This is a genomic window from Nocardia miyunensis NBRC 108239, from assembly GCF_001613065.1.
GTDB classification, from domain to species: domain Bacteria; phylum Actinomycetota; class Actinomycetes; order Mycobacteriales; family Mycobacteriaceae; genus Nocardia; species Nocardia miyunensis.
On record NZ_BDBQ01000062.1, the window covers coordinates 74,907 to 92,540 of the forward strand.

The 17,634-nt window shown below is 67.4% G+C and carries 15 protein-coding genes; 9 read left to right on the forward strand and 6 right to left on the reverse strand.

The window, feature by feature from the left end:
- Window positions 1-8: 8 nt before the first annotated feature.
- The 4 genes from NM2_RS26885 to NM2_RS26900 all read left to right on the forward strand — a co-directional run bounded on the left by NM2_RS26885 (window position 9) and on the right by NM2_RS26900 (window position 3,775).
- On the forward strand, window positions 9-833 hold the full coding sequence (locus NM2_RS26885; RefSeq protein ID WP_067674211.1) for a CoA transferase subunit A: 825 nt from the start codon (window positions 9-11) through the stop codon (window positions 831-833).
- Window positions 830-1,612 carry a CoA-transferase subunit beta gene (locus NM2_RS26890; protein WP_067674161.1) on the forward strand — a complete coding sequence of 261 codons (783 nt, stop codon included), beginning with the start codon at window positions 830-832 and terminating at the stop codon, window positions 1,610-1,612. Before NM2_RS26885 ends, NM2_RS26890 begins: the two co-directional genes overlap by 4 nt.
- The gene (locus tag NM2_RS26895; RefSeq protein ID WP_067674163.1) at window positions 1,609-2,790 is read left to right on the forward strand and encodes a thiolase family protein; all 1,182 of its coding nucleotides are present in this window, start codon (window positions 1,609-1,611) and stop codon (window positions 2,788-2,790) included. Before NM2_RS26890 ends, NM2_RS26895 begins: the two co-directional genes overlap by 4 nt.
- Before the next feature lie 169 nt (window positions 2,791-2,959).
- Window positions 2,960-3,775, forward strand: a complete 816-nt coding sequence (locus NM2_RS26900) for an IclR family transcriptional regulator (protein WP_067674165.1) — start codon at window positions 2,960-2,962, stop codon at window positions 3,773-3,775.
- A gap of 15 nt (window positions 3,776-3,790) precedes the next feature.
- On the opposite strand, the gene NM2_RS26905 is transcribed toward NM2_RS26900, so the two are convergent.
- Complete coding sequence (locus NM2_RS26905) at window positions 3,791-5,107, reverse strand: lipase family protein (protein ID WP_157121327.1); 1,317 nt, start codon at window positions 5,105-5,107, stop codon at window positions 3,791-3,793.
- 435 nt (window positions 5,108-5,542) lie between these two features.
- On the opposite strand from NM2_RS26905, the gene NM2_RS26910 reads away from it, so the two are divergent.
- Both NM2_RS26910 and NM2_RS26915 read left to right on the forward strand, forming a co-directional pair.
- Window positions 5,543-7,066, forward strand: coding sequence for an alpha/beta fold hydrolase (locus NM2_RS26910; RefSeq protein ID WP_067674167.1), 1,524 nt, complete (start codon window positions 5,543-5,545; stop codon window positions 7,064-7,066).
- 222 nt (window positions 7,067-7,288) lie between these two features.
- Entirely contained in the window at window positions 7,289-8,020 is a 732-nt protein-coding gene (locus NM2_RS26915) for a dienelactone hydrolase family protein (RefSeq protein WP_067674169.1), read from the forward strand.
- A 162-nt stretch (window positions 8,021-8,182) separates the two neighbouring features.
- On the opposite strand, the gene NM2_RS26920 is transcribed toward NM2_RS26915, so the two are convergent.
- Window positions 8,183-8,995: an alpha/beta fold hydrolase gene (locus NM2_RS26920; RefSeq protein ID WP_084531585.1), complete on the reverse strand. Its 813-nt coding sequence runs from the start codon at window positions 8,993-8,995 to the stop codon at window positions 8,183-8,185.
- A gap of 104 nt (window positions 8,996-9,099) precedes the next feature.
- Between NM2_RS26920 and NM2_RS26925 the strand changes: the two genes are divergently transcribed.
- A complete protein-coding gene (locus NM2_RS26925) occupies window positions 9,100-9,927 on the forward strand; it encodes a helix-turn-helix domain-containing protein (protein WP_067674171.1) in 828 nt (275 codons plus the stop codon).
- Between the two features lie 216 nt (window positions 9,928-10,143).
- Here NM2_RS26925 and NM2_RS26930 read toward each other — a convergent pair whose 3' ends face one another.
- Window positions 10,144-10,563, reverse strand: coding sequence for a MarR family winged helix-turn-helix transcriptional regulator (locus NM2_RS26930; RefSeq protein ID WP_218025996.1), 420 nt, complete (start codon window positions 10,561-10,563; stop codon window positions 10,144-10,146).
- An 84-nt stretch (window positions 10,564-10,647) separates the two neighbouring features.
- Between NM2_RS26930 and NM2_RS26935 the strand changes: the two genes are divergently transcribed.
- Window positions 10,648-11,289: an MBL fold metallo-hydrolase gene (locus NM2_RS26935; protein WP_067674175.1), complete on the forward strand. Its 642-nt coding sequence runs from the start codon at window positions 10,648-10,650 to the stop codon at window positions 11,287-11,289.
- 172 nt (window positions 11,290-11,461) lie between these two features.
- Here the strand turns inward: NM2_RS26935 and NM2_RS26940 are convergent, their stop codons facing one another.
- Together NM2_RS26940 and NM2_RS26945 are read right to left on the reverse strand one after the other, a co-directional pair.
- Window positions 11,462-11,905: a GNAT family N-acetyltransferase gene (locus tag NM2_RS26940; protein WP_245718236.1), complete on the reverse strand. Its 444-nt coding sequence runs from the start codon at window positions 11,903-11,905 to the stop codon at window positions 11,462-11,464.
- 143 nt (window positions 11,906-12,048) lie between these two features.
- Window positions 12,049-12,888, reverse strand: coding sequence for a GntR family transcriptional regulator (locus tag NM2_RS26945; RefSeq protein ID WP_084531586.1), 840 nt, complete (start codon window positions 12,886-12,888; stop codon window positions 12,049-12,051).
- Window positions 12,889-13,064: 176 nt separating this feature from the next.
- Here NM2_RS26945 and NM2_RS26950 point away from each other — a divergent pair, with 176 nt between their 5' ends.
- Window positions 13,065-13,568: a DUF4254 domain-containing protein gene (locus NM2_RS26950; RefSeq protein WP_067674215.1), complete on the forward strand. Its 504-nt coding sequence runs from the start codon at window positions 13,065-13,067 to the stop codon at window positions 13,566-13,568.
- Window positions 13,569-13,598: 30 nt separating this feature from the next.
- Here the strand turns inward: NM2_RS26950 and eccCa are convergent, their stop codons facing one another.
- A complete protein-coding gene (eccCa, locus tag NM2_RS26955; RefSeq protein WP_067674179.1) occupies window positions 13,599-17,630 on the reverse strand; it encodes a type VII secretion protein EccCa in 4,032 nt (1,343 codons plus the stop codon).
- Window positions 17,631-17,634 lie beyond the last annotated feature (4 nt).

Genomic DNA, 17,634 nt, shown 5'->3' on the forward strand with positions numbered 1-17,634 from the left:
GAGTGAGTGTGGCCGAGATTTCATCCTTGGCACAGGCGGTGGCCGAACTCGTTCGGGACGGCGACACCGTCGCCCTCGAGGGGTTCACCCATCTGATTCCGGTGGCCGCCGGACAGGAGATCATCCGTCAGCGCCGCCGCGACCTGACCCTCGTGCGCATGACACCCGACATCGTCTACGACCAGATGATCGGGGCCGGTTGCGCCCGCAAGCTCATCTTCTCCTGGGGCGGTAATCCGGGCGTCGGATCCCTGCACCGATTCCGGGACGCGGTGCAACACGCCTGGCCGGTCCCCCTGGAGATCGAGGAGCACAGTCACGCGGGCATGGCCAACCGCTATGTGGCGGGCGCGTCCGGACTGCCGTTCGCGGTGCTGCGCGGGTACGTCGGCACCGATCTGCCCGCGGTGACCGACACCATCAAATCCATCACCTGCCCGTTCACCGGACAGGAGCTGACCGCGGTGCCCGCGCTGAATCCCGATGTGTCCGTCATTCATGCCCAGCGCGCGGATCGGCGCGGGAACGTGCAGCTGTGGGGTCTGCTGGGAGTGCAGAAGGAGGCCGTGCTCGCGGCGAAACGCAGCCTGGTCACGGTCGAGGAGATCGTCGACGAGCTGACCCCGATGCCGGGCGCGATCGTGCTGCCCGCCTGGGCGGTCACCGCGGTCGCCGAGGTTCCGGGTGGCGCGCACCCCTCCTACGCGCAGGGCTACAGCGAGCGCGACAACGACTACTACGCGGCCTGGGATGCCATCGGCCGCGATCGTGAAGCCTTCGCCCGCTGGCTCGACGACACCGTATACACCGCCACCCCCGGGAGCCTGGTATGACCGTCACCGAAACATCGAGCGCCACAATCGAATCCGGCTACACCTCGGATGAGATGATGGCGATCGCGGCCGCCCGCACACTCCGGGACAACGCCCGCTGCTTCGTCGGCATCGGGCTGCCCTCCACCGCGGCCAATCTCGCCCGCACCACGCACGCGCCCGGACTGGTGCTCGTCTACGAGTCGGGCACGCTCGGATCGAAACCGGATCGGCTGCCCGCCTCCATCGGCGACGGCGTCCTCGCCGAGACCGCCGACGCGGTGATCTCCGTGCCGGAGGTGTTCAACTACTGGTTGCAGCCGGGGCGCATCGACGTCGGGTTCCTCGGGGCGGCCCAGATCGACAAGTTCGGCAATATCAACACCACCGTCATCGGCGGCGATTACGCCGATCCGGCGGTCCGGTTGCCCGGCGCGGGTGGCGCGCCGGAGATCGCGGCCTCGTGCGGTGAGGTGTTCGTCGTCGTGCGGCAGTCGCGCCGGGCATTCGTCGACCGGGTCGATTTCATCACCTCGCTGGGCCACGGCCGCGGCAACGGCGAGCGCCGCGCGCTCGGCCTGCACGGCGCGGGGCCGACGCTGGTGATCACCGACCTCGGTGTGTTGCGACCGGACGAGCGTGGCGAGCTGATCCTGACCGCGGTGCATCCCGGAATCACCGTCGATCAGGTTCGCGAGGCGACGGGCTGGGACCTGCGGGTGTCACCGGACCTGGAGACCACCGAACCGCCGACCGCCGCGGAACTGTCGACCCTGCGCGCACTGAAGGCGGCATCATGAGCGACGCATTCCTCTACGACGGCATCCGCACCCCCTTCGGCCGGTTCGGCGGCGCGCTGAGCGGACAGCGTCCCGACGATCTCGCCGCGCACGTGCTGCGGGTACTCATCGACCGGACCGGCCTCGACCCGGCGACCGTGGACGAAGTGGTGCTCGGCGCGGCCAACCAGGCCGGTGAGGACAACCGCAACGTCGCGCGGATGGCTGCGCTGCTGGCGGGCTGGCCGACCAGCGTTCCCGGCACCACCGTGAACCGGCTCTGCGGTTCCAGCCTGGACGCGGTCATGCAGGGCTCGCGGCTGATCGAAACCGGTGACGCCGCAACGGTTGTCGCGGGCGGGGTGGAATCCATGAGCCGCGCGCCGTGGGTCGTGCCCAAGCCCGCCAAGGGTTTTCCGGCGGGTAACGAGACGCTGTACTCCACCACGCTGGGGTGGCGGCTGGTCAATCCCGCCATGCCCGACCGGTGGACGGTATCGCTGGGCGAGAGCACCGAAATCCTCGCCGAGCGGTACGGCATCGACCGCGCGGCGCAGGACGAATTCGCCGCGCGCAGCCACCAGCTCACCGCGAAGGCATGGGACAGCGGGTTCTACGACGACCACGTAATTCCCGTGCCCGGAACCGAACTCGCCCGCGACGAATCGCTGCGCTCGGGCACGACCGTCGAGACGCTAGCTCGGCTGAAGCCCTCGTTCCGTCCCGACGGGACGGTCACCGCGGGTAACGCCTCACCGCTGAACGACGGTGCGTCAGCACTGCTGCTGGGCGACGAAAAGCTGTCCGAGCGAATCGGTTTCGCGCCACTGGCGCGAATCGCCGGACGGGGCGCGGCAGGCGTGGACCCGGACACATTCGGCATCGGACCGGTCGAGGCCGCACGAATCGCGTTGCGGCGCGCCGGAATCGGCTGGGACGACCTGGGCGTCGTGGAACTCAACGAAGCCTTCGCCGCGCAATCGCTGGCCTGCCTGTCCGATTGGTCCGAACTGAACCCGGACATCGTCAACGTCAACGGCGGCGCGCTGGCCATCGGACATCCGCTCGGCGCATCCGGTGGGCGGATCGTCAATCAGCTCGCGCGCGAGATGCGGCGCAGCGGCAGCCGCTGGGGGCTCGCGGCACTGTGCATCGGCGTCGGTCAAGGGCTCGCCGTGGTTCTGGAAGCCACAGCGTGACGACCCCCGTCCTCCTCGGAGCCTCCGACGCCGTCGATCCCGGGCCGGTGCGGATCCGGACACGTTACGGATCGAATAGGCGAACCCGCGGTTGCGTTACCCTTGCTGTGCTCACCGCCCCCGGGCAGGACGCGGCACGGCAACCATCGGCCGAGGAGGACGGATAACCATGGGGGAACTCGACGGTCAGGTCGACGACGGTACCCGTGGCGCCCACTACGTGCAGTCGCTCGAACGCGGGCTCATGGTCATCAAGGCGTTCGGCGCCCGGACCCCGCAGTTGACGCTGTCCGATGTCGCCCGCGAGACCGGCCTCACCCGCGCCGCGGCCCGCCGCTTCCTGCTCACCCTCGCCGACCTCGGGTACGTCCGCACCGACGGCAAGCACTTCTCGCTCACCGCCAAAGTGCTCGAGCTCGGCTATTCGTTCCTGTCCAGCATGACGCTGCCCGAAGTGGCACAGCCACATCTGGAACAGCTGTCGGCTCGGGTGCGGGAATCCAGTTCGGTCTCGGTGCTGAACGGTTCGGACGTGGTGTACGTCGCTCGTGTCGCGGCCTCCCGCATCATGACGGTCAGCATCAACATCGGCACCCGCTTCCCGGCCTACGCCACCTCCATGGGCCACGTCCTGCTGGCCGGACTACCGGCCCGCGAACTCGACGCCTACCTGCGCACCACCCGGCTCGAACAGTTCACCCCCAAGACCATCACCGATCCGGCCACGCTGCGCGCCGAACTGCAAACCGTTCGCGCACAAGGTTATTCGCTCGTCGACCAGGAACTCGAGGAGGGCCTCCGGTCCGTCGCGGCCCCCATCCACGACGCCTCCGGAGCCGTGATCGCAGCGGTGAACATCTCCACCCACGCCTCCCGCCGCACCGTAGAGGACATCCACACCAACCTGATTCCCCACCTGCACGCCGCGGCCACCGCCATCGAGCACGATGTGGCCACGGCGAAACCGGTCACCCGCCTCGGCTGAGCGGCAGGTGGATGCTCAATGCACCACACACCCCGGGGCTTGCGGGTCGCCTGCGAAGCGGTCGGCGAGGAAGTTCAAAGCGCCCAAGGCTTCGCCCGCGGCGGCTCCGAGGTGCATCGGGAACAGCGAATGGATCGCGGTGAGGGTGGCGCCGTGCGCGCAGTAGGTATCGACGAGGGCGCTGTAGCCGGCGACGGGAATCTTGTCGTCGCTGACGCTGTGGTACAGGTACAGCGGGGTGTCGGGGGTGGTACGGCCGAGTTCATTGGGCTTGGCCGCGTTGCGAAAAGCCGGTTGCGCCAACAGGTTCGGGACCTTGGCCAAATCGTCGACGTGGATGTCGGAGAATTTCCGAGCCTGATCCGCACCGCACGCGGAGGTGCTCGCGGCGAGCAGCGCGCGGCGGCCCCGGTCGTTCAGCAGATCGGCCAACCGGGAGCCGGGTTCGTCGCGGGCCAGCCCGAGCAGGATCATGATCGCCCCCGCGTCGCCGTTGGCGCGTTGTGCCATGGCCGGGATATCGGTGGGGACCCCGCCGGCGCTGGTGCCGACGAATCGCACGTCCGGTGCGTATTCCCGGCGCAACTGCGTGGCCCACAGCGTGGCGAAGGCTCCGGCCGAGTATCCCCAGGAGCCGATGGGGCTCGCGGCATCGATGCCGGCCGGCCGGAAGGACCGTGCGGCCCGGATTCCGTCCAGGACGCCACGCCCGGAGGTCACGCCGTCGAAGAGCCGGGACTGCGGTCCTTCGTAATCGCTCACCACGACGGCCCATCCGCGGCGCAGCGCATCCGCGATGAACGGCGCATCCTGCATGACGCTCGCCGGGTCGGCGCCGCGCAGGGTGGACGACGGTGCGCACCGGGTGTCGAGACTGTTCTCGGGCACCTGGTACGAAAGCACCGGGCGCGGCCCGTTCCAGGGCACCGGCGGCGTCAGCACCGTGGTCACGTCCAGCTGCGGATGCTGTTCGGAATCGGTTGTGCGATAACGTAATTGCCACGCCTTCACCGGTATCGGCAGACCGAGCAGCGAGATCGTCCGCGACCCGAGCACCGCGCCGTTCGGATGCGACGCCAGATCGGCGGGTGCGGCATAGAAGGGATCGTCATCGGGGGATGACACCGCGGCTCGCGCCATCGGCATCGACAACGCCGCCGGCAGCATGATCATGGCGAGCGTGAGGGTCGCAAGCCACAGCCGGCCGATCCGCCACCGCATCACCGGTTGCCCGGGTGCGCCGTCGACCGGAAGGCCGAGCGCATCGGTGGCCGAACACGCTGTGCGGTAAGCATTTTCTCGATATGTCGACAACATGTGCCCGAATTCCATCGCGTCTCCCGCGTCCGCTTCTGCGGTGTGCAGGCACTCTGTGCCCGCATCAACCCGCAAATGAGATTGGAATCACGGTAGCATAACGATTCGATATCGCAACGAAAAAGTTGCGGCAACTATCGATTCCCCGCGAAAAAGAGGACAGGGACCGCAGGGCCCAGCCGACACCGACGCTTGGCCATTTCAGGCAATTGCCTGGCATACGAAGATAATTCGCCGTCCAGCGATTCACACATGTTCGTTATCCCAACAAAACATCACGTCAAAGCCTTAACCTCAACGTAACCGAGGCGAGCACGGATGACGCAACTGTAAATCTCCACCGCACTGGTCCGCCTCCAGCAAACGGCAGTAGTGTGCTGTTTCGTGACCTCGAAAAATGGCTGTGCGGAATCAGGGACGCGCACACGGAGGTCTCGATCAGGAGTTGCGATGCCGATACTGTGGGTCCGATGGCTCGTACTGGCGGTCATATCCGCCGCCGCTTTCGCCACCGTGCCGGCGGGACGAGCAAGCGCCGATCCGGTCGATGACATCCCGCGTGGGCTGGAGTCGTTCTATCACCAGCAGTTGCACTGGAAGCCGTGTAACGACGCGACGCTCGACGGTGCGGGAGCGCAGTGCGCGGGCGTCGTGGTGCCGCTCGACTACAACCGACCGGACGCACGCAAGCTGACCATCGCGATCTCGCGTATCCCGGCCACCGACCCGGCCCGCAGGCGCGGGATCATGCTGTCCAACCCTGGCGGTCCCGGCGGTCCGGGCCTGGGCATGATGGCCGATCTGCGAGATCGATTCACACCGGATGTCCGTGCCCGGTACGACCTGGTCGGCATGGACCCGCGTGGCATCGGCCGATCGGACCGGATGAATTGTGCGCTGCCGCTGCCCACCATGCTGTTCTCGGCCGGTTTCGACACCTTCGGCTACGCGCGTGACGCCGGCCTGGCCGCCGCGTTCGCGGCTTCCTGTGTGACACCCGATCCCGAGAAGGCCCGGCTCATCACCACCCGCAATACCGCCCGAGACATGGATGTCATCCGCGGCGCATTCGGTGAACGCACCATCAACTATTTCGGCGACTCCTACGGCACCTACCTGGGCGCGGTCTACACGCAGATGTTCCCCCGGCACACTGACCGGATGGTGCTGGACAGCGCCCTCGACCCGGACCGCTACTGGCTCGGCGCGTACCAGGACATGGGCCCGGTCAACGAGGCAGCGCTCGACGACTGGGCGATCTGGGCGGCCCGCCGCGATGCCGACTACCACTTCGGCCGCACCGCACCGCAGGTCCGAGCCTTCGTCGAGGACATGATCCGGCGTGCCGCGTCGCATCCGGTCATCGGCAGCGGCTTCCTCATCGATGAGCACACCGTTCCGTTGATGCTGCTGTCGCTGCTGTCGAATCCGCGGAAGAACCCCACCCTCGCCGAGGCCGTGCGGACTGTGTCCGACGCGGTGTCCGGGCTGCCCATCGACTTGGAACAACTGAAGGCGAAGATCAACGGTCCCGTTCCGCTGGAGGCTCCGGGCATGGCCGCGGTCCAGTGCGGCGACAAGGCCGCACCCCGAGATCCGGCCTGGTATCTCCGCAACATCGAAAACGTGCGAGCGACCCAACCGGTGTTCGGCGCGTTCGCCAACAACATCACCGCCTGCGCGTTCTGGCCGGACCCGATCGAGCCACCCACCGCCGTGCACAACTCGACACCAGCCCTGATCCTGCAGGCAACCCGGGATACCCGCACCGCGTACTCGGAAGGCGTCGCACTGCACCACGACCTGACCGCGTCACGAATGGTCACACTGGCCGACACCCGCGTGCACGGCGTCCTCCACTCCGGCCTGAGCCACTGCGTGACCGACGTCGTCGACACCTACCTCCGCGACGGCACCCTCCCCGCCACCGACCTCACCTGCCAACGCGACCCCAACTACCGCGACGACTACTGAGCCCGAAGCCGAGCAGCCTGGTAAATCCACTGCGGTAGAACAACTCGCAAAACCCGTTGGCGGGCGACGGCGGCCACTGCTAACCTTCCGGCAGCCGTGCAGGAGAACGAGGAGGTGGTACCCGTGAACGCAGTATCGATATGGGTGCTCCCCTCAGGGGTCACGGTCGGGCGATAGGTCGTCCGGGAGCGCCGCTCGAGCGCACTCCCGAAAGGCACGACCATGCAATTCATTTCCGAACAACGTCTCGGCGACGGCGTCCTCGAACGCGAATTCACCCTCGGCGAGATCCCCGGCATCCTGTGGACGCCCGAATCCGCATCCGCACCGACACCGCTGATCCTGGTCGGCCACCCCGGCGGACTGCACAAGATGTATCCGCGACTCGTGGGCCGGGCCCGGCACGCCGTGGCGGAGGGTTTCGCCGCGGCCACCATCGAACTCCCCGGGAGCGGTGACCGGCCCCGTTCCGACACCGCCGAACAGGCCAACGCCGACCTGCACCGGGCAATCGCGGCCCGCAAGCCCGTCGACGACGAGATCGTCGAACGGCTCGTCCTCCCGCTGGTCGAAAAGGCGGTCCCGGAATGGCGCGCCGCCCTGGACGCCCTCCTCGCGCTGCCCGAGATCGACGGCCCGGTCGGGTATTCGGGAGGGGTGATCGCCATCGGCACCCGGCTGGTGGTGGTCGAGCCGCGCATCTCGGCCGCCGTTCTGTTCGCCGGGAGTTACGTGCCTCGCATCATGTTCGAGGAGGCTCGGCAGGTCACCATTCCGCTGCACGTCCTGCTGCAATGGGACGACGAGGGAAACGACCGGCAACTGGCCCTGGACCTGTTCGACGCCTTCGGCTCCGAGGAGAAGACGCTGCACGCCAATATGGGCGGGCACACCGGCGTCCCGCAGTTCGCGGGGGAAGCCGGGAACCGGTTCTTCGCCCGGCACCTGAAGTGAGGCAGGCCCGCCGGACGGGCAGCAGCCGATAGGAGTCGGCCAGGACGCCGCTGATCGCGGACGAGTTCGGCCCGCCTCCTCAGCGGTGGTCGGCAGACGCACAACCGCCCCGACCGGCCGGTACCGGCCGGTCGGGGCGTATCCGGCTTCACATCGTGCCCCTCAGAGTGAATGCCGATCGGCTGCGGCGGGATCTCCGCCGGTGCCGAACGGTATTTCCTGGAGGATCGAGGCGAGAGCGGCGGGCGCTTCCAGCGGTATGAGGTGGCCGCTGCCGGGGATGACACGCAGGTCCACGCTGTCCAGATACGGCAGGAGGTTGGCACGGAGCACCTCGACCGGCTCGACTCGGTCGTGTTCACCGGCGACGACCAGTACGGGGACCGCGATATCACGAACTTCGCGAGTGATGTCCCGGGCGATCCCGTGCAGCGGCCACTCGGCACGGGCTACCGGATCGCCGGCCCTCGAATCGGCCACGATCTGGGCCTGAAGATCGACGTTCAGGGGCGTGGCGGTGAGGATGGTGTCGCGCGCCTCGGCCACGGCCTCGTCGGAGTCATAGGCGTGCGACAAGACTTGCTGATACTCGGGGGTGATGGCAGCGGAAGGCTCGGCCGGTCCCGACCCGACGAGGACGAGTCCAACGAGTCCCGCGGGACGCGTGGCGGCAACGAGTTGCGCCACCTTGCCGCCCATGGAGTGTCCGACCAGGACGTAGTCGGTCACCCCGGCGTCGGCGACGATCTCTTGCGTGTCGCTGGCGAGTTGTTCCAGGGTGTACGGGCCGGGCAGGTGGCGGGAGCGTCCCCAGCCACGGGATTCGATGCTCAGCGTGGCGCGGCCGGGAAGCCGGTCGATCACCGGTTTCCAGGTGCGCGCCGCTCCTCCCCAATAGTGAAGAAATACCAGCGTCGATCCGGCCCCGGGCCGGTGGTCATAGGCGGGTATGTGAGACGAGACGGCGAAGGCCATACGAATTCCTTGCTCTCAGTGGCATTTCCGATACTCGATTCCATCACTCCGGGCGTCCCGTAGGCATCGTCATGAACGGACGCGGCATGGTTGAAAATGGACATATGATTCGGCAGCTCATCTATCGACCGCCACGGGAGACCCTTGCGCCGGTCGAGACGATGTCCTTCGCGACGTTGCGGCGGCTCAACGACGGCTGGACCCAGCGCGGTGATTTCCACGTGCTCGCGGTGGTCCGGCGCGGGCGCGGATGGGTGTCGATCGACTTCTCCGATCATCGGTTGGCGAGCAGAAGCGTCGTGTGGATCCGACCTGGTGTGGTGCACCGCTGGGAGAACATCGATGACCTCACGGGCGATCTGGTCCTGTTCGTGCCGACCCTGCCGATCACGCCAGGCAGCCGCGACCTGGCCGCCGACCCGCACGCCTCGGCCTGTTGGACCGCCACCGACGCACAGTGGCCGTTGATCACGGCCGCGCTCGGGCATCTTCGTCTCGAGGCCGCGGCAGCGCACGACACCCGAACCACAGAACTCCTCGGCCTGCTGCTGTCCGCGCTGCTGCTACGCCTCAGCCCGCCTACCGACGCGGTCCGGACCGCGAACGATGTCTTTCAGCGGTTCCGCGACGCGGTGGAGGAGGAATTCCGGGTTCATCACGACGTCGCCTATTACGCACGCCGACTCGGATACTCGCCGCGGACGTTGTCGCGCGGCGTCCATGCCGCGATCGGTCGTAGCGCCAAGGACTACCTCTGCGAGCGGCTCGTTCTGGAGGCCGAGCGGCTGCTGGCACACGATCGCCTGACCCCGGCCCGCTGCGGACAACGGCTGGGCTTCCCCGACGCATCGAACTTCTCAGCCTTCTTCCTGCGCGAAACCGGCGTACGTCCGGGTGCGTGGCAGACGGCAAACCTCACCGCCCGCCCTTGACGCGAGTTTCCCGCCCGAACCGGCGTTTCAGACATCGCCGACGACGATCCGTATTCTCCGATCCTCTGCCCATCCCGGCCGTCACGCTCCCGCGCCACCGAGCGACGCTGGGCCTGCGCATCGAATCGACTGCGGCGCAGGAGATTTCGCTCTCGCATATCGCGCGCCGCCGCGCTCGGACCGTGGACGATCGCGTCGAGGTGTGCGTCCTGATCACTATTCGTTCAGGCGAGCGGTCAGGCGAGTCAGGAGGGGCACGCAGTCTCGCAGCCGTTGCCGCTCCTGCGGGGTGAGCGTGTCGCGGATGGCGCTGTCGAGCGACGTGGCGCGCTGAGCGCGTTCCCGCCGCAGGCGGTCCCGGCCGGTATCGGTGATGTACAGCAGGTGTTTGCGGCCGTCGTCGGGGTGCGGTTCGGCACGCACCAGACCGGCCCCGATCAGTTCTTTGACGGATTTGGCGGCCGACTGATGCGTCACCTTGCGCCGATGCGCCAGTTCGGCGGTGGTGTGCGGGCCGTCGCGGTCGAGATAGCCGAGGACCGCGGCCTCCCCGGCCGACATGGTGTCGACGGCCCGCACGGCACGGACCAGACCGCCGATCGCATGCCGCAACTCTTCGGCCAGTGCATCACTCACCATCCCATCGTACCGAGACAGTGAAACCAAATTGTACAATCTAGTTGTACAGTTTGGTTGTATAATTTGAAAGGTGGAGGGGTCATGCAGCTCATCAAGTTCGGTCATGCCTGTGTCCGCGTCGAAGTCGACGGTCAGCGTCTGGTGGTCGACCCGGGCGGTCTCACCGATCCGCGGGCGCTGGAGGGCGCCGACGCGGTGCTGGTCACCCACGAGCACTTCGACCACTTCTCCGAGGAGACGCTTCGCGAAGCCACACAACAGAATCCGGCCTTGCGGATCTGGACCAACACATCCGTCGCCCGCGAGTTGGACGGCCTGGGTGCGCGAGTCACCGCTGTCGGCGCGGGCGAGGTCTTCACCGCCGCGGGCCGGGAGGTGAAGGTGTACGGCACCTGGCACGCGGTCATCCACCCCGATCTCCCACGCGTCGGCAACATCGGATTCCTGATCGACGACACCCTGTTCCATCCTGGCGACGCTCTCACCGTCCCCGACGTCGCCGTCGACACCCTGCTGCTACCCGTGCACGGCCCCTGGTCCAGCACCGGACAGCTGATCGACTACGTGCGGGAAGTGGCCCCACGCCAGGCGCTCGCCGTCCACGACGGCGCGCTCAACGACATCGGCACCACGATGATCGCCGGTTTCCTGGGCGACGACGGCCCCGGCATCGGAGCCCCATACCACCGGATACCGTCCGGCGCGTCCGTCGAAATCGGCTGAAATCACCTGCGGGACAACATCGGACACCCGCTGATGATCATGCCGCGGGCAGCCCCGAGTGCCGCGCGAACCCACGCGGAAGCGCTGCGAATCGCGGGATCGGAGACTTCGGAGCGCGTCCACGGGTCCGGGCGCGGCGCACGAAATGAAATCCGAAGCGGCACAAGCAGTCTCAGCTTGGGGAGGCCGAGCGGATGACGCTGTCGGCTTGCAACGGAAGGCGGGGAACGACCGCGGGGAGCCAGGAGTCGGCGCGGCGTTCGAACAGGGCCGTGGAGGGGCCGGAGGCTTCGGGGCCCGCCAGCCGGGCCAGGCGGAATCCCGCGCGCAGGTAGTAGTCGTGCAGATCGGTGTTGGTGGTCCAGGCGTCGAGACGGACCCAGGTGCGGTGGCGGGCCCGGGCCAGGGCGGCGGCGTGGGCCAGCATCTGGGAGCCGATGCGGTTTCCGGCGAAACGCAGATCGACGATCATGTAGTGGACGATCACCGCCTCGGCGGTTTCGCACGGTGTCCAGAGTCCTTCGTCCGCACGGTCGTTCACCGTGATGGTGCCCACCGATTCGCCGCGGTCCTCGGCGATCCAGGTTTCCCCGGCATGCACTGCCCGCCCGACCACGTGGGCAAATATTTCGATGGGAAGCCCTCGACCCTGTCTGGTCCACTGATCGGACCCGCGTGCCGCAAGCCAGGCCGTTCGTTGGAGCCGTAGTCGGCATATGGTGCCGAGGTCGGCCAGCGTGGCCTGGCGGATGCGGACTGTCATGGCGATCCGGGCACCAACGAGTTACCGAAGGAATGGGCGTTGCCCGGGGGATTCTGCGCGCCCAGGGTCTTGCGGATGAGTTCGGTGCCGGCGTCGTCGCCGAGTTCGTAGGCCAGACGGTTGCGCGCGGCGATGGAACGGTGCCTGGTCGCGCGGGTGATCCGCGAACCGTTCGCACCGATGCGCAGATGGTCCAGCAGCAGAGTGCCCGTCCCTACCCCCAGCACGTCCGCCTCCTCGGCGGTCGCGGGGCGGGCGATGACGGTGTCGCGATGCGCGGACTCGGCATGACCGCGCTCGGCCAGGCGGCGCGTGGTGCCCTCGGGGATGTCGCGCGGGGAGTCCACACCGGTGGCCTCCGCAAGGTCGCGTGGATAGAAGCTGACCTCCCAGGACCACGGCTCGTTGTCCAGGTACTGCACGACCGTGCGCGCGACGACCCAGGAATCCTCCGGAACACCCAGCCACAATGCCACATCCGGACCGGCCGGTTCCATTCGGGCGGTGAAATGTTTCGCCGGTTCACGACCGGCCGCCCGCGCGATCTCGGAGAAGATGTCCTGCGAGGATTTCGGGCGATCGGGCCGGAGCGGGGTCGTGACGACCGATTCCAGCACTTCCTGACTGCGCACGATGGTGCCGCGCGAAGTGGCTGTGTAGAGCAGGTTCTCGGCGACCAGGACCTGAATCGCGTTGCGCGCGGTCGTAATCGACACCTGCATTTGTTCGGCCAGCTCGTTGTGGCTGGGGAGCCGATCGCCCGGCTTCCACCTGCCGATGCGGATCTCCTCGCGGAGGAGATCTGCGATCCGTTGATACCTCGGACCGTCCGCCATCTCGCTCCTACGGGTTGTTACTTCAAGGTAAAGGAGTTTACCCCTGGTGCTGACATGCCGTGCGACCCTTGACACCCCGCTTCAGAGGTTTATTGTAATGAACGTCCTGAACGGGTGCTGTACTGCGATGACGGCGAGGCAACGTGGCGGGTTCGGAGACATCTCAGACGGTGGTCGTGGCAGCAGTGCCCGACGCACCGCAGAGTGTGACCGCGGTCCAGACCTTCGTGAGCGAGATTTTGCCGAGTTCTGATCTGCTCCTACGCGCATGTCGCGGCTATCGCGTGATCGGTGGGCCCATGCTGTGGTTCACCCGCGATCTCGCGGTGCTGCACGAGCGTCGGCTGATCGGGCGCGGCGGATCCGAACCGGACCATTCTCCGGCGACACTGCTCGAAATCGAGCGGCGCCGAAGCGAATTGGTGATGGCGATCGACGACTGGATATCCCGGTCCATCCCCCAGCATCGCCTCGGCGCGACCCTGCACACCGAAACCGTCGGCTCGGTCATCGACCGTCTCGCCGAGGCATCGGTCCGGGCCCACCACGCCCTGATGACGCTGGACGCCAATGACGAGATCCTGCACATCGCGTGGCATCACCTCGCCGAATTGGCCGACGCCTACGACGATCTCATCGCCGACGTCCTAGCCGGACGCCGCCGCCTGCCCGCCTGGTAGCGGCGTCTCTCGCTCCCCGTCCGGCCAAAATTACAGCGGTGGGAGGTTGGCGATCTGGACCATCTCCTGGCCGTGGGTGCGGGAGACCAGGATTCCGCGGCCGGGCGGGAGTTTGGACGGGCGCACGTCGCCGATGATCTTGCCCTCGTCGCGAGGGCCGCTCATGATCAGCGCGGAGACGGACATGTTCTTCATACCGCCGAGGATCGGGTCGAACAGCGCGCGGGACACGCCACCGGTTCGGCGGGTGACGATCAGGTGCATGCCGATGTCGCGGGCCTGCGGCAGATACTCCAGCAGCGGGGTGAGCGGGTTGCCCGCGCCCTGCACCACCATGTCGTAATCGTCCACCAGGATGTAGATCTCGGGCCCGCTCCACCAGCTGCGTTCGCGCAGCTCCCTCGGGGTGATGTCCGAGCCGGGGATGCGTTCGGACAGGAATCTGACGATATCGCCGACCATCGACCCGCAGGTCTGCGAGGAGGTCGAGTATCCGGCCAGCTGATCGCCCTCGACGACGCCGAGCATGGTTCGGCGATAGTCGATCATGATGATGCGGGCCTGTTCCGGCGTGGCGCTCTCGATGATGCCCATCGCGATATTGCGCAGCAGCGTGGTCTTGCCGCACTCCACGTCGGCAAAGGCCAACAGATGCGGTTCGGTGCCGAAATCCAGTACCAGCGGCTCCAATTCGTTCTCGCCGAGCCCGACGACGATGCGGGTGGGGCTCTGCTCGATACCGCGCTGGGCGGCCACGGCCAGCAACTCCTCGCGGGAGAACTGCATGGGCAGCATGCGCACCTCGGGCGCCTTGCGATGGCCCCACAGCTGCGCCAGGCCCTCGCGCGAGGCCGCGACGCCCTGGGACAGATCACCCGTCTCGGTCTGGGAGTCCAAGCGCGGCAACGCGATCAGCATGTGCAGTTCCTCGGGCGTCAGACCGCGGCCGGGACGGCCGACCGGAACCAACGCCGCCGAACGCCGATTCATCTCCGAATCCGTCGGATCACCCAGGCGCAGCTCCAGGCGGGTACCGACCTGGTCCTTGACCACCGCGCGGATCTCCGCCCAGCGGGACGCACCGATCATCAGGTGGATGCCGAGTGAGAGGCCCTGTCCGGCAATGGCATTGATCTGCGGCTCGAGTACCTCGAACTCCTCGCGGATGGTCGCCCAGCCGTCGATCACCAGGAATACGTCACCGAACCGGTCCGCCGCCAGCGGATCCTCCGGCGGCATGGTGCCGTCGGTACGGATCTGGGAGAACTTGCGCCGCCGGAACTCCGCCATGGACTCGATGCCCAGTTCGCTGAACCGCTCCTCGCGCTGACGCATCAGCGAGGTCAGCTCCGCGATCGTGCGCCGGACCCGGTCCACGTCGAGACGACCGGCCACCGAGCCGACGTGCGGCAGGCCGACCAGACCGGCCATACTGCCGCCGCCGAAGTCCAGGCAGTAGAACTGCACCTGTTCGGGAGTGTGCGTCGCGGCCGCGGACATGATGATGGTGCGCAGCGCCGTCGACTTGCCCGACTGCGGACCGCCGACCACCGCGACATGTCCTCGCGCGCCGGACAATTGGATGGTCAGCACGTCGCGGCGCTGCTCGTACGGCTTGTCGATGATGCCGATCGGCATCCACAGCTGACCGTGCCGGTTCGCGGGCGAACGCCAATCCGGGTCGGGCAGCAGCATATCCACCGACGGGGATTCGTCCAGCGGCGGCAACCACACCTCGTGCGCGGGACGGCCGTGCCCGGTGAGCCGCTTGACCACCACGGTCAGCAGCGAATCCGGGATACCCTCCTCGGCCGTGGGCGGTTCGGGCAGCTCGAGCGGATCGAATTCCGGCTCCGGCTCGGGCGGCAGTTCGGGAACCTCCACATGACTCGCGGTGAAGATCGTCGGCGAACCGCCCACCGTCCGGCCGCCGACCACGACCGGGCCGGTCGCCACCGGGGCGACATAGGGTCCCGAGACGTAGGTCGCGTTGAACCGCAACGGATCCGCGGCATCGGTCTTGAGATATCCGGAGCCGGGCACGCTCGGCAGGTGGTAGGCGTCGGTGATACCCAGCACGGCGCGAGATTCGTTGGCGGAGAAGGTGCGCAGACCGATGCGGTAGGACAGGTGCGAGTCCAGACCGCGCAGCTTGTTCTCCTCGAGTCGCTGCGAGGCCAGCAGCAGATGGACGTGCAGCGAGCGGCCCAGACGGCCGATCATCACGAACAGATCCGCGAAATCCGGCTTCTGCGAGAGCAATTCGGAGAACTCGTCGACCACGACGAACAGTGCGGGCAGCGGATCCAGCGCGGCCCCGGCGGCACGGGCCTTCTCGTAATCGGTGACGTTCGCGAAGTTGCCCGAGGACCGCAGCAGTTCCTGGCGGCGGTTCATCTCACCGGCCAGCGCGTCCTTCATACGGTCGACCATCGAGAGCTCGGCCTCGAGGTTGGTGATGACCGCCGCGACGTGCGGCAGCGGATCCAGGCCCAGGAACGTCGCACCACCCTTGAAGTCGACCAGGATGAGGTTCAGCGCGTCCGGGGAGTGCGAGGCCACCATCGACAGCACCAGCGTGCGCAGGAACTCCGACTTACCCGAACCGGTTGCGCCGATGCACAATCCGTGCGGGCCCATACCGTTCTCGGCCGATTCCTTGATGTCGAGTTCGACCGGGGTGCCGTCGGGGGTGACGCCGATCGGCACCCGCAGCCGCTCGCGCGCGGTACGCGGACGCCACACCTTGGCCGGTTCGATCTGAGCGGCGTCGGGAATCTTCAACAGCGCCATCAGACCCGGGTCGGTGCGGGTCTCCTCACCCAGGCTGACGATCTGCGCGGCGGTGGCGATCCGGTACCGCGCCAGCGCGCGGGCGAAGGTCTCGGCCTGGGCGGTGCTCACCTCGTCCACCGTGGCGAAACGTTCCACTCCGGCGGCGCTGCGCGCGCTCACCGCGCCGTCGCCGACGACCAGTTGCAGACCGCGTCGCACGGCCAGGCCGTTCTCCGGCGCGGTCAGGTCCAGCACCGTCACCGAGTCCAGGCCGGACTCGCTGACCAGGCGCTCGGTGCCGTTGACGAATCCGTCGTCGATGATCACGATCAGATGCGTTCGGCCCTGTGTCGGTTGGGGATTGCGCATGAACCGGCCGCGTTCCATCAGCTCGGCCGACAGCGCGGTCTCCAGCTCGCCCAGTGAGCCGTACATCATCCGTGCCGATCCCATACCGTCGCGATGGGTCGGATGTTGCAGGTGCGGAAGCCATTTCGCCCACGACCACGCATCGCCGTCGGGGTCCGCGCAGACGATCGCGACCGCGACGTGATCGGGTCCGTGGAATGCGGTGAATTCCATCAGCATGGCGCGCACCAGCATTCGGGAGTCCTCGTCGGGACCCTCGATATTGACCGCCGGGAAGGCGCGCAGCGAAACCGCGGTCGGCAACTGGTGCACGACCGAGTGGGTACGCACGAAACGGCGCAGCGCGACGGTCGAGACCGGTTCGAGGTCCTCGAGCGGACCGGTCTCCGGGCGAGCCAGTTTCGTCGCCAGGCGGTGACTGCCCACCCCGACGCGCACATGCCCGAAGTCGGGATCGTTGGGGCGGCGCTCCCACATCCGGCGGGTGCCGACGAGCGATTCCAGATCGACCGGTTCGGGATGGGACCAGCGCAGCGAATCCAACTGCCGCACACCGGTTTTACGCACGTCGCGACGGATCTGGTCCAGGTAGCGGAAGTAGTCCTTGCGCTCCTCGTTGAGCTCACCGGCGGACTTGCTGCCACCGCCGCCGCGGCCCATCATCATGCCGACCATCGACACGACCATCATCATCGGGAACATCATCATCATGGGGTTGCTGAGCAGCGATCTGCCCATCATCACCATCATCGCGAGCATGCCGACGACCGCGACGACCATCACCACCGGCATCAGCTTGGAGATCAGCGGGCCGGGCACCGGCCGGGTGACCTCGGGCGGCGGGCTCAGCGTCACCTCTCCGCCGGGCGCGCGCGGCGGAGCGATACGCGGACGGCGGACGAAACCTTCGGTAATCATGAGT

Excerpts from the sequence above, each read along its gene's own strand:
- NM2_RS26890 (WP_067674161.1), top strand. The coding sequence starts at position 830 with ATGACCGTCACCGAAACATCGAGCGCCACAATCGAATCCGGCTACACC.
- NM2_RS26925 (WP_067674171.1), top strand. The coding sequence starts at position 9,100 with ATGATTCGGCAGCTCATCTATCGACCGCCACGGGAGACCCTTGCGCCG.
- NM2_RS26915 (WP_067674169.1), top strand. The coding sequence starts at position 7,289 with ATGCAATTCATTTCCGAACAACGTCTCGGCGACGGCGTCCTCGAACGC.
- eccCa (WP_067674179.1), bottom strand. The coding sequence starts at position 17,630 with ATGATTACCGAAGGTTTCGTCCGCCGTCCGCGTATCGCTCCGCCGCGC.
- NM2_RS26945 (WP_084531586.1), bottom strand. The coding sequence starts at position 12,888 with ATGGCGGACGGTCCGAGGTATCAACGGATCGCAGATCTCCTCCGCGAG.
- NM2_RS26935 (WP_067674175.1), top strand. The coding sequence starts at position 10,648 with ATGCAGCTCATCAAGTTCGGTCATGCCTGTGTCCGCGTCGAAGTCGAC.
- NM2_RS26920 (WP_084531585.1), bottom strand. The coding sequence starts at position 8,995 with ATGGCCTTCGCCGTCTCGTCTCACATACCCGCCTATGACCACCGGCCC.
- NM2_RS26900 (WP_067674165.1), top strand. The coding sequence starts at position 2,960 with ATGGGGGAACTCGACGGTCAGGTCGACGACGGTACCCGTGGCGCCCAC.
- NM2_RS26910 (WP_067674167.1), top strand. The coding sequence starts at position 5,543 with ATGCCGATACTGTGGGTCCGATGGCTCGTACTGGCGGTCATATCCGCC.
- NM2_RS26905 (WP_157121327.1), bottom strand. The coding sequence starts at position 5,107 with ATGGAATTCGGGCACATGTTGTCGACATATCGAGAAAATGCTTACCGC.
- NM2_RS26895 (WP_067674163.1), top strand. The coding sequence starts at position 1,609 with ATGAGCGACGCATTCCTCTACGACGGCATCCGCACCCCCTTCGGCCGG.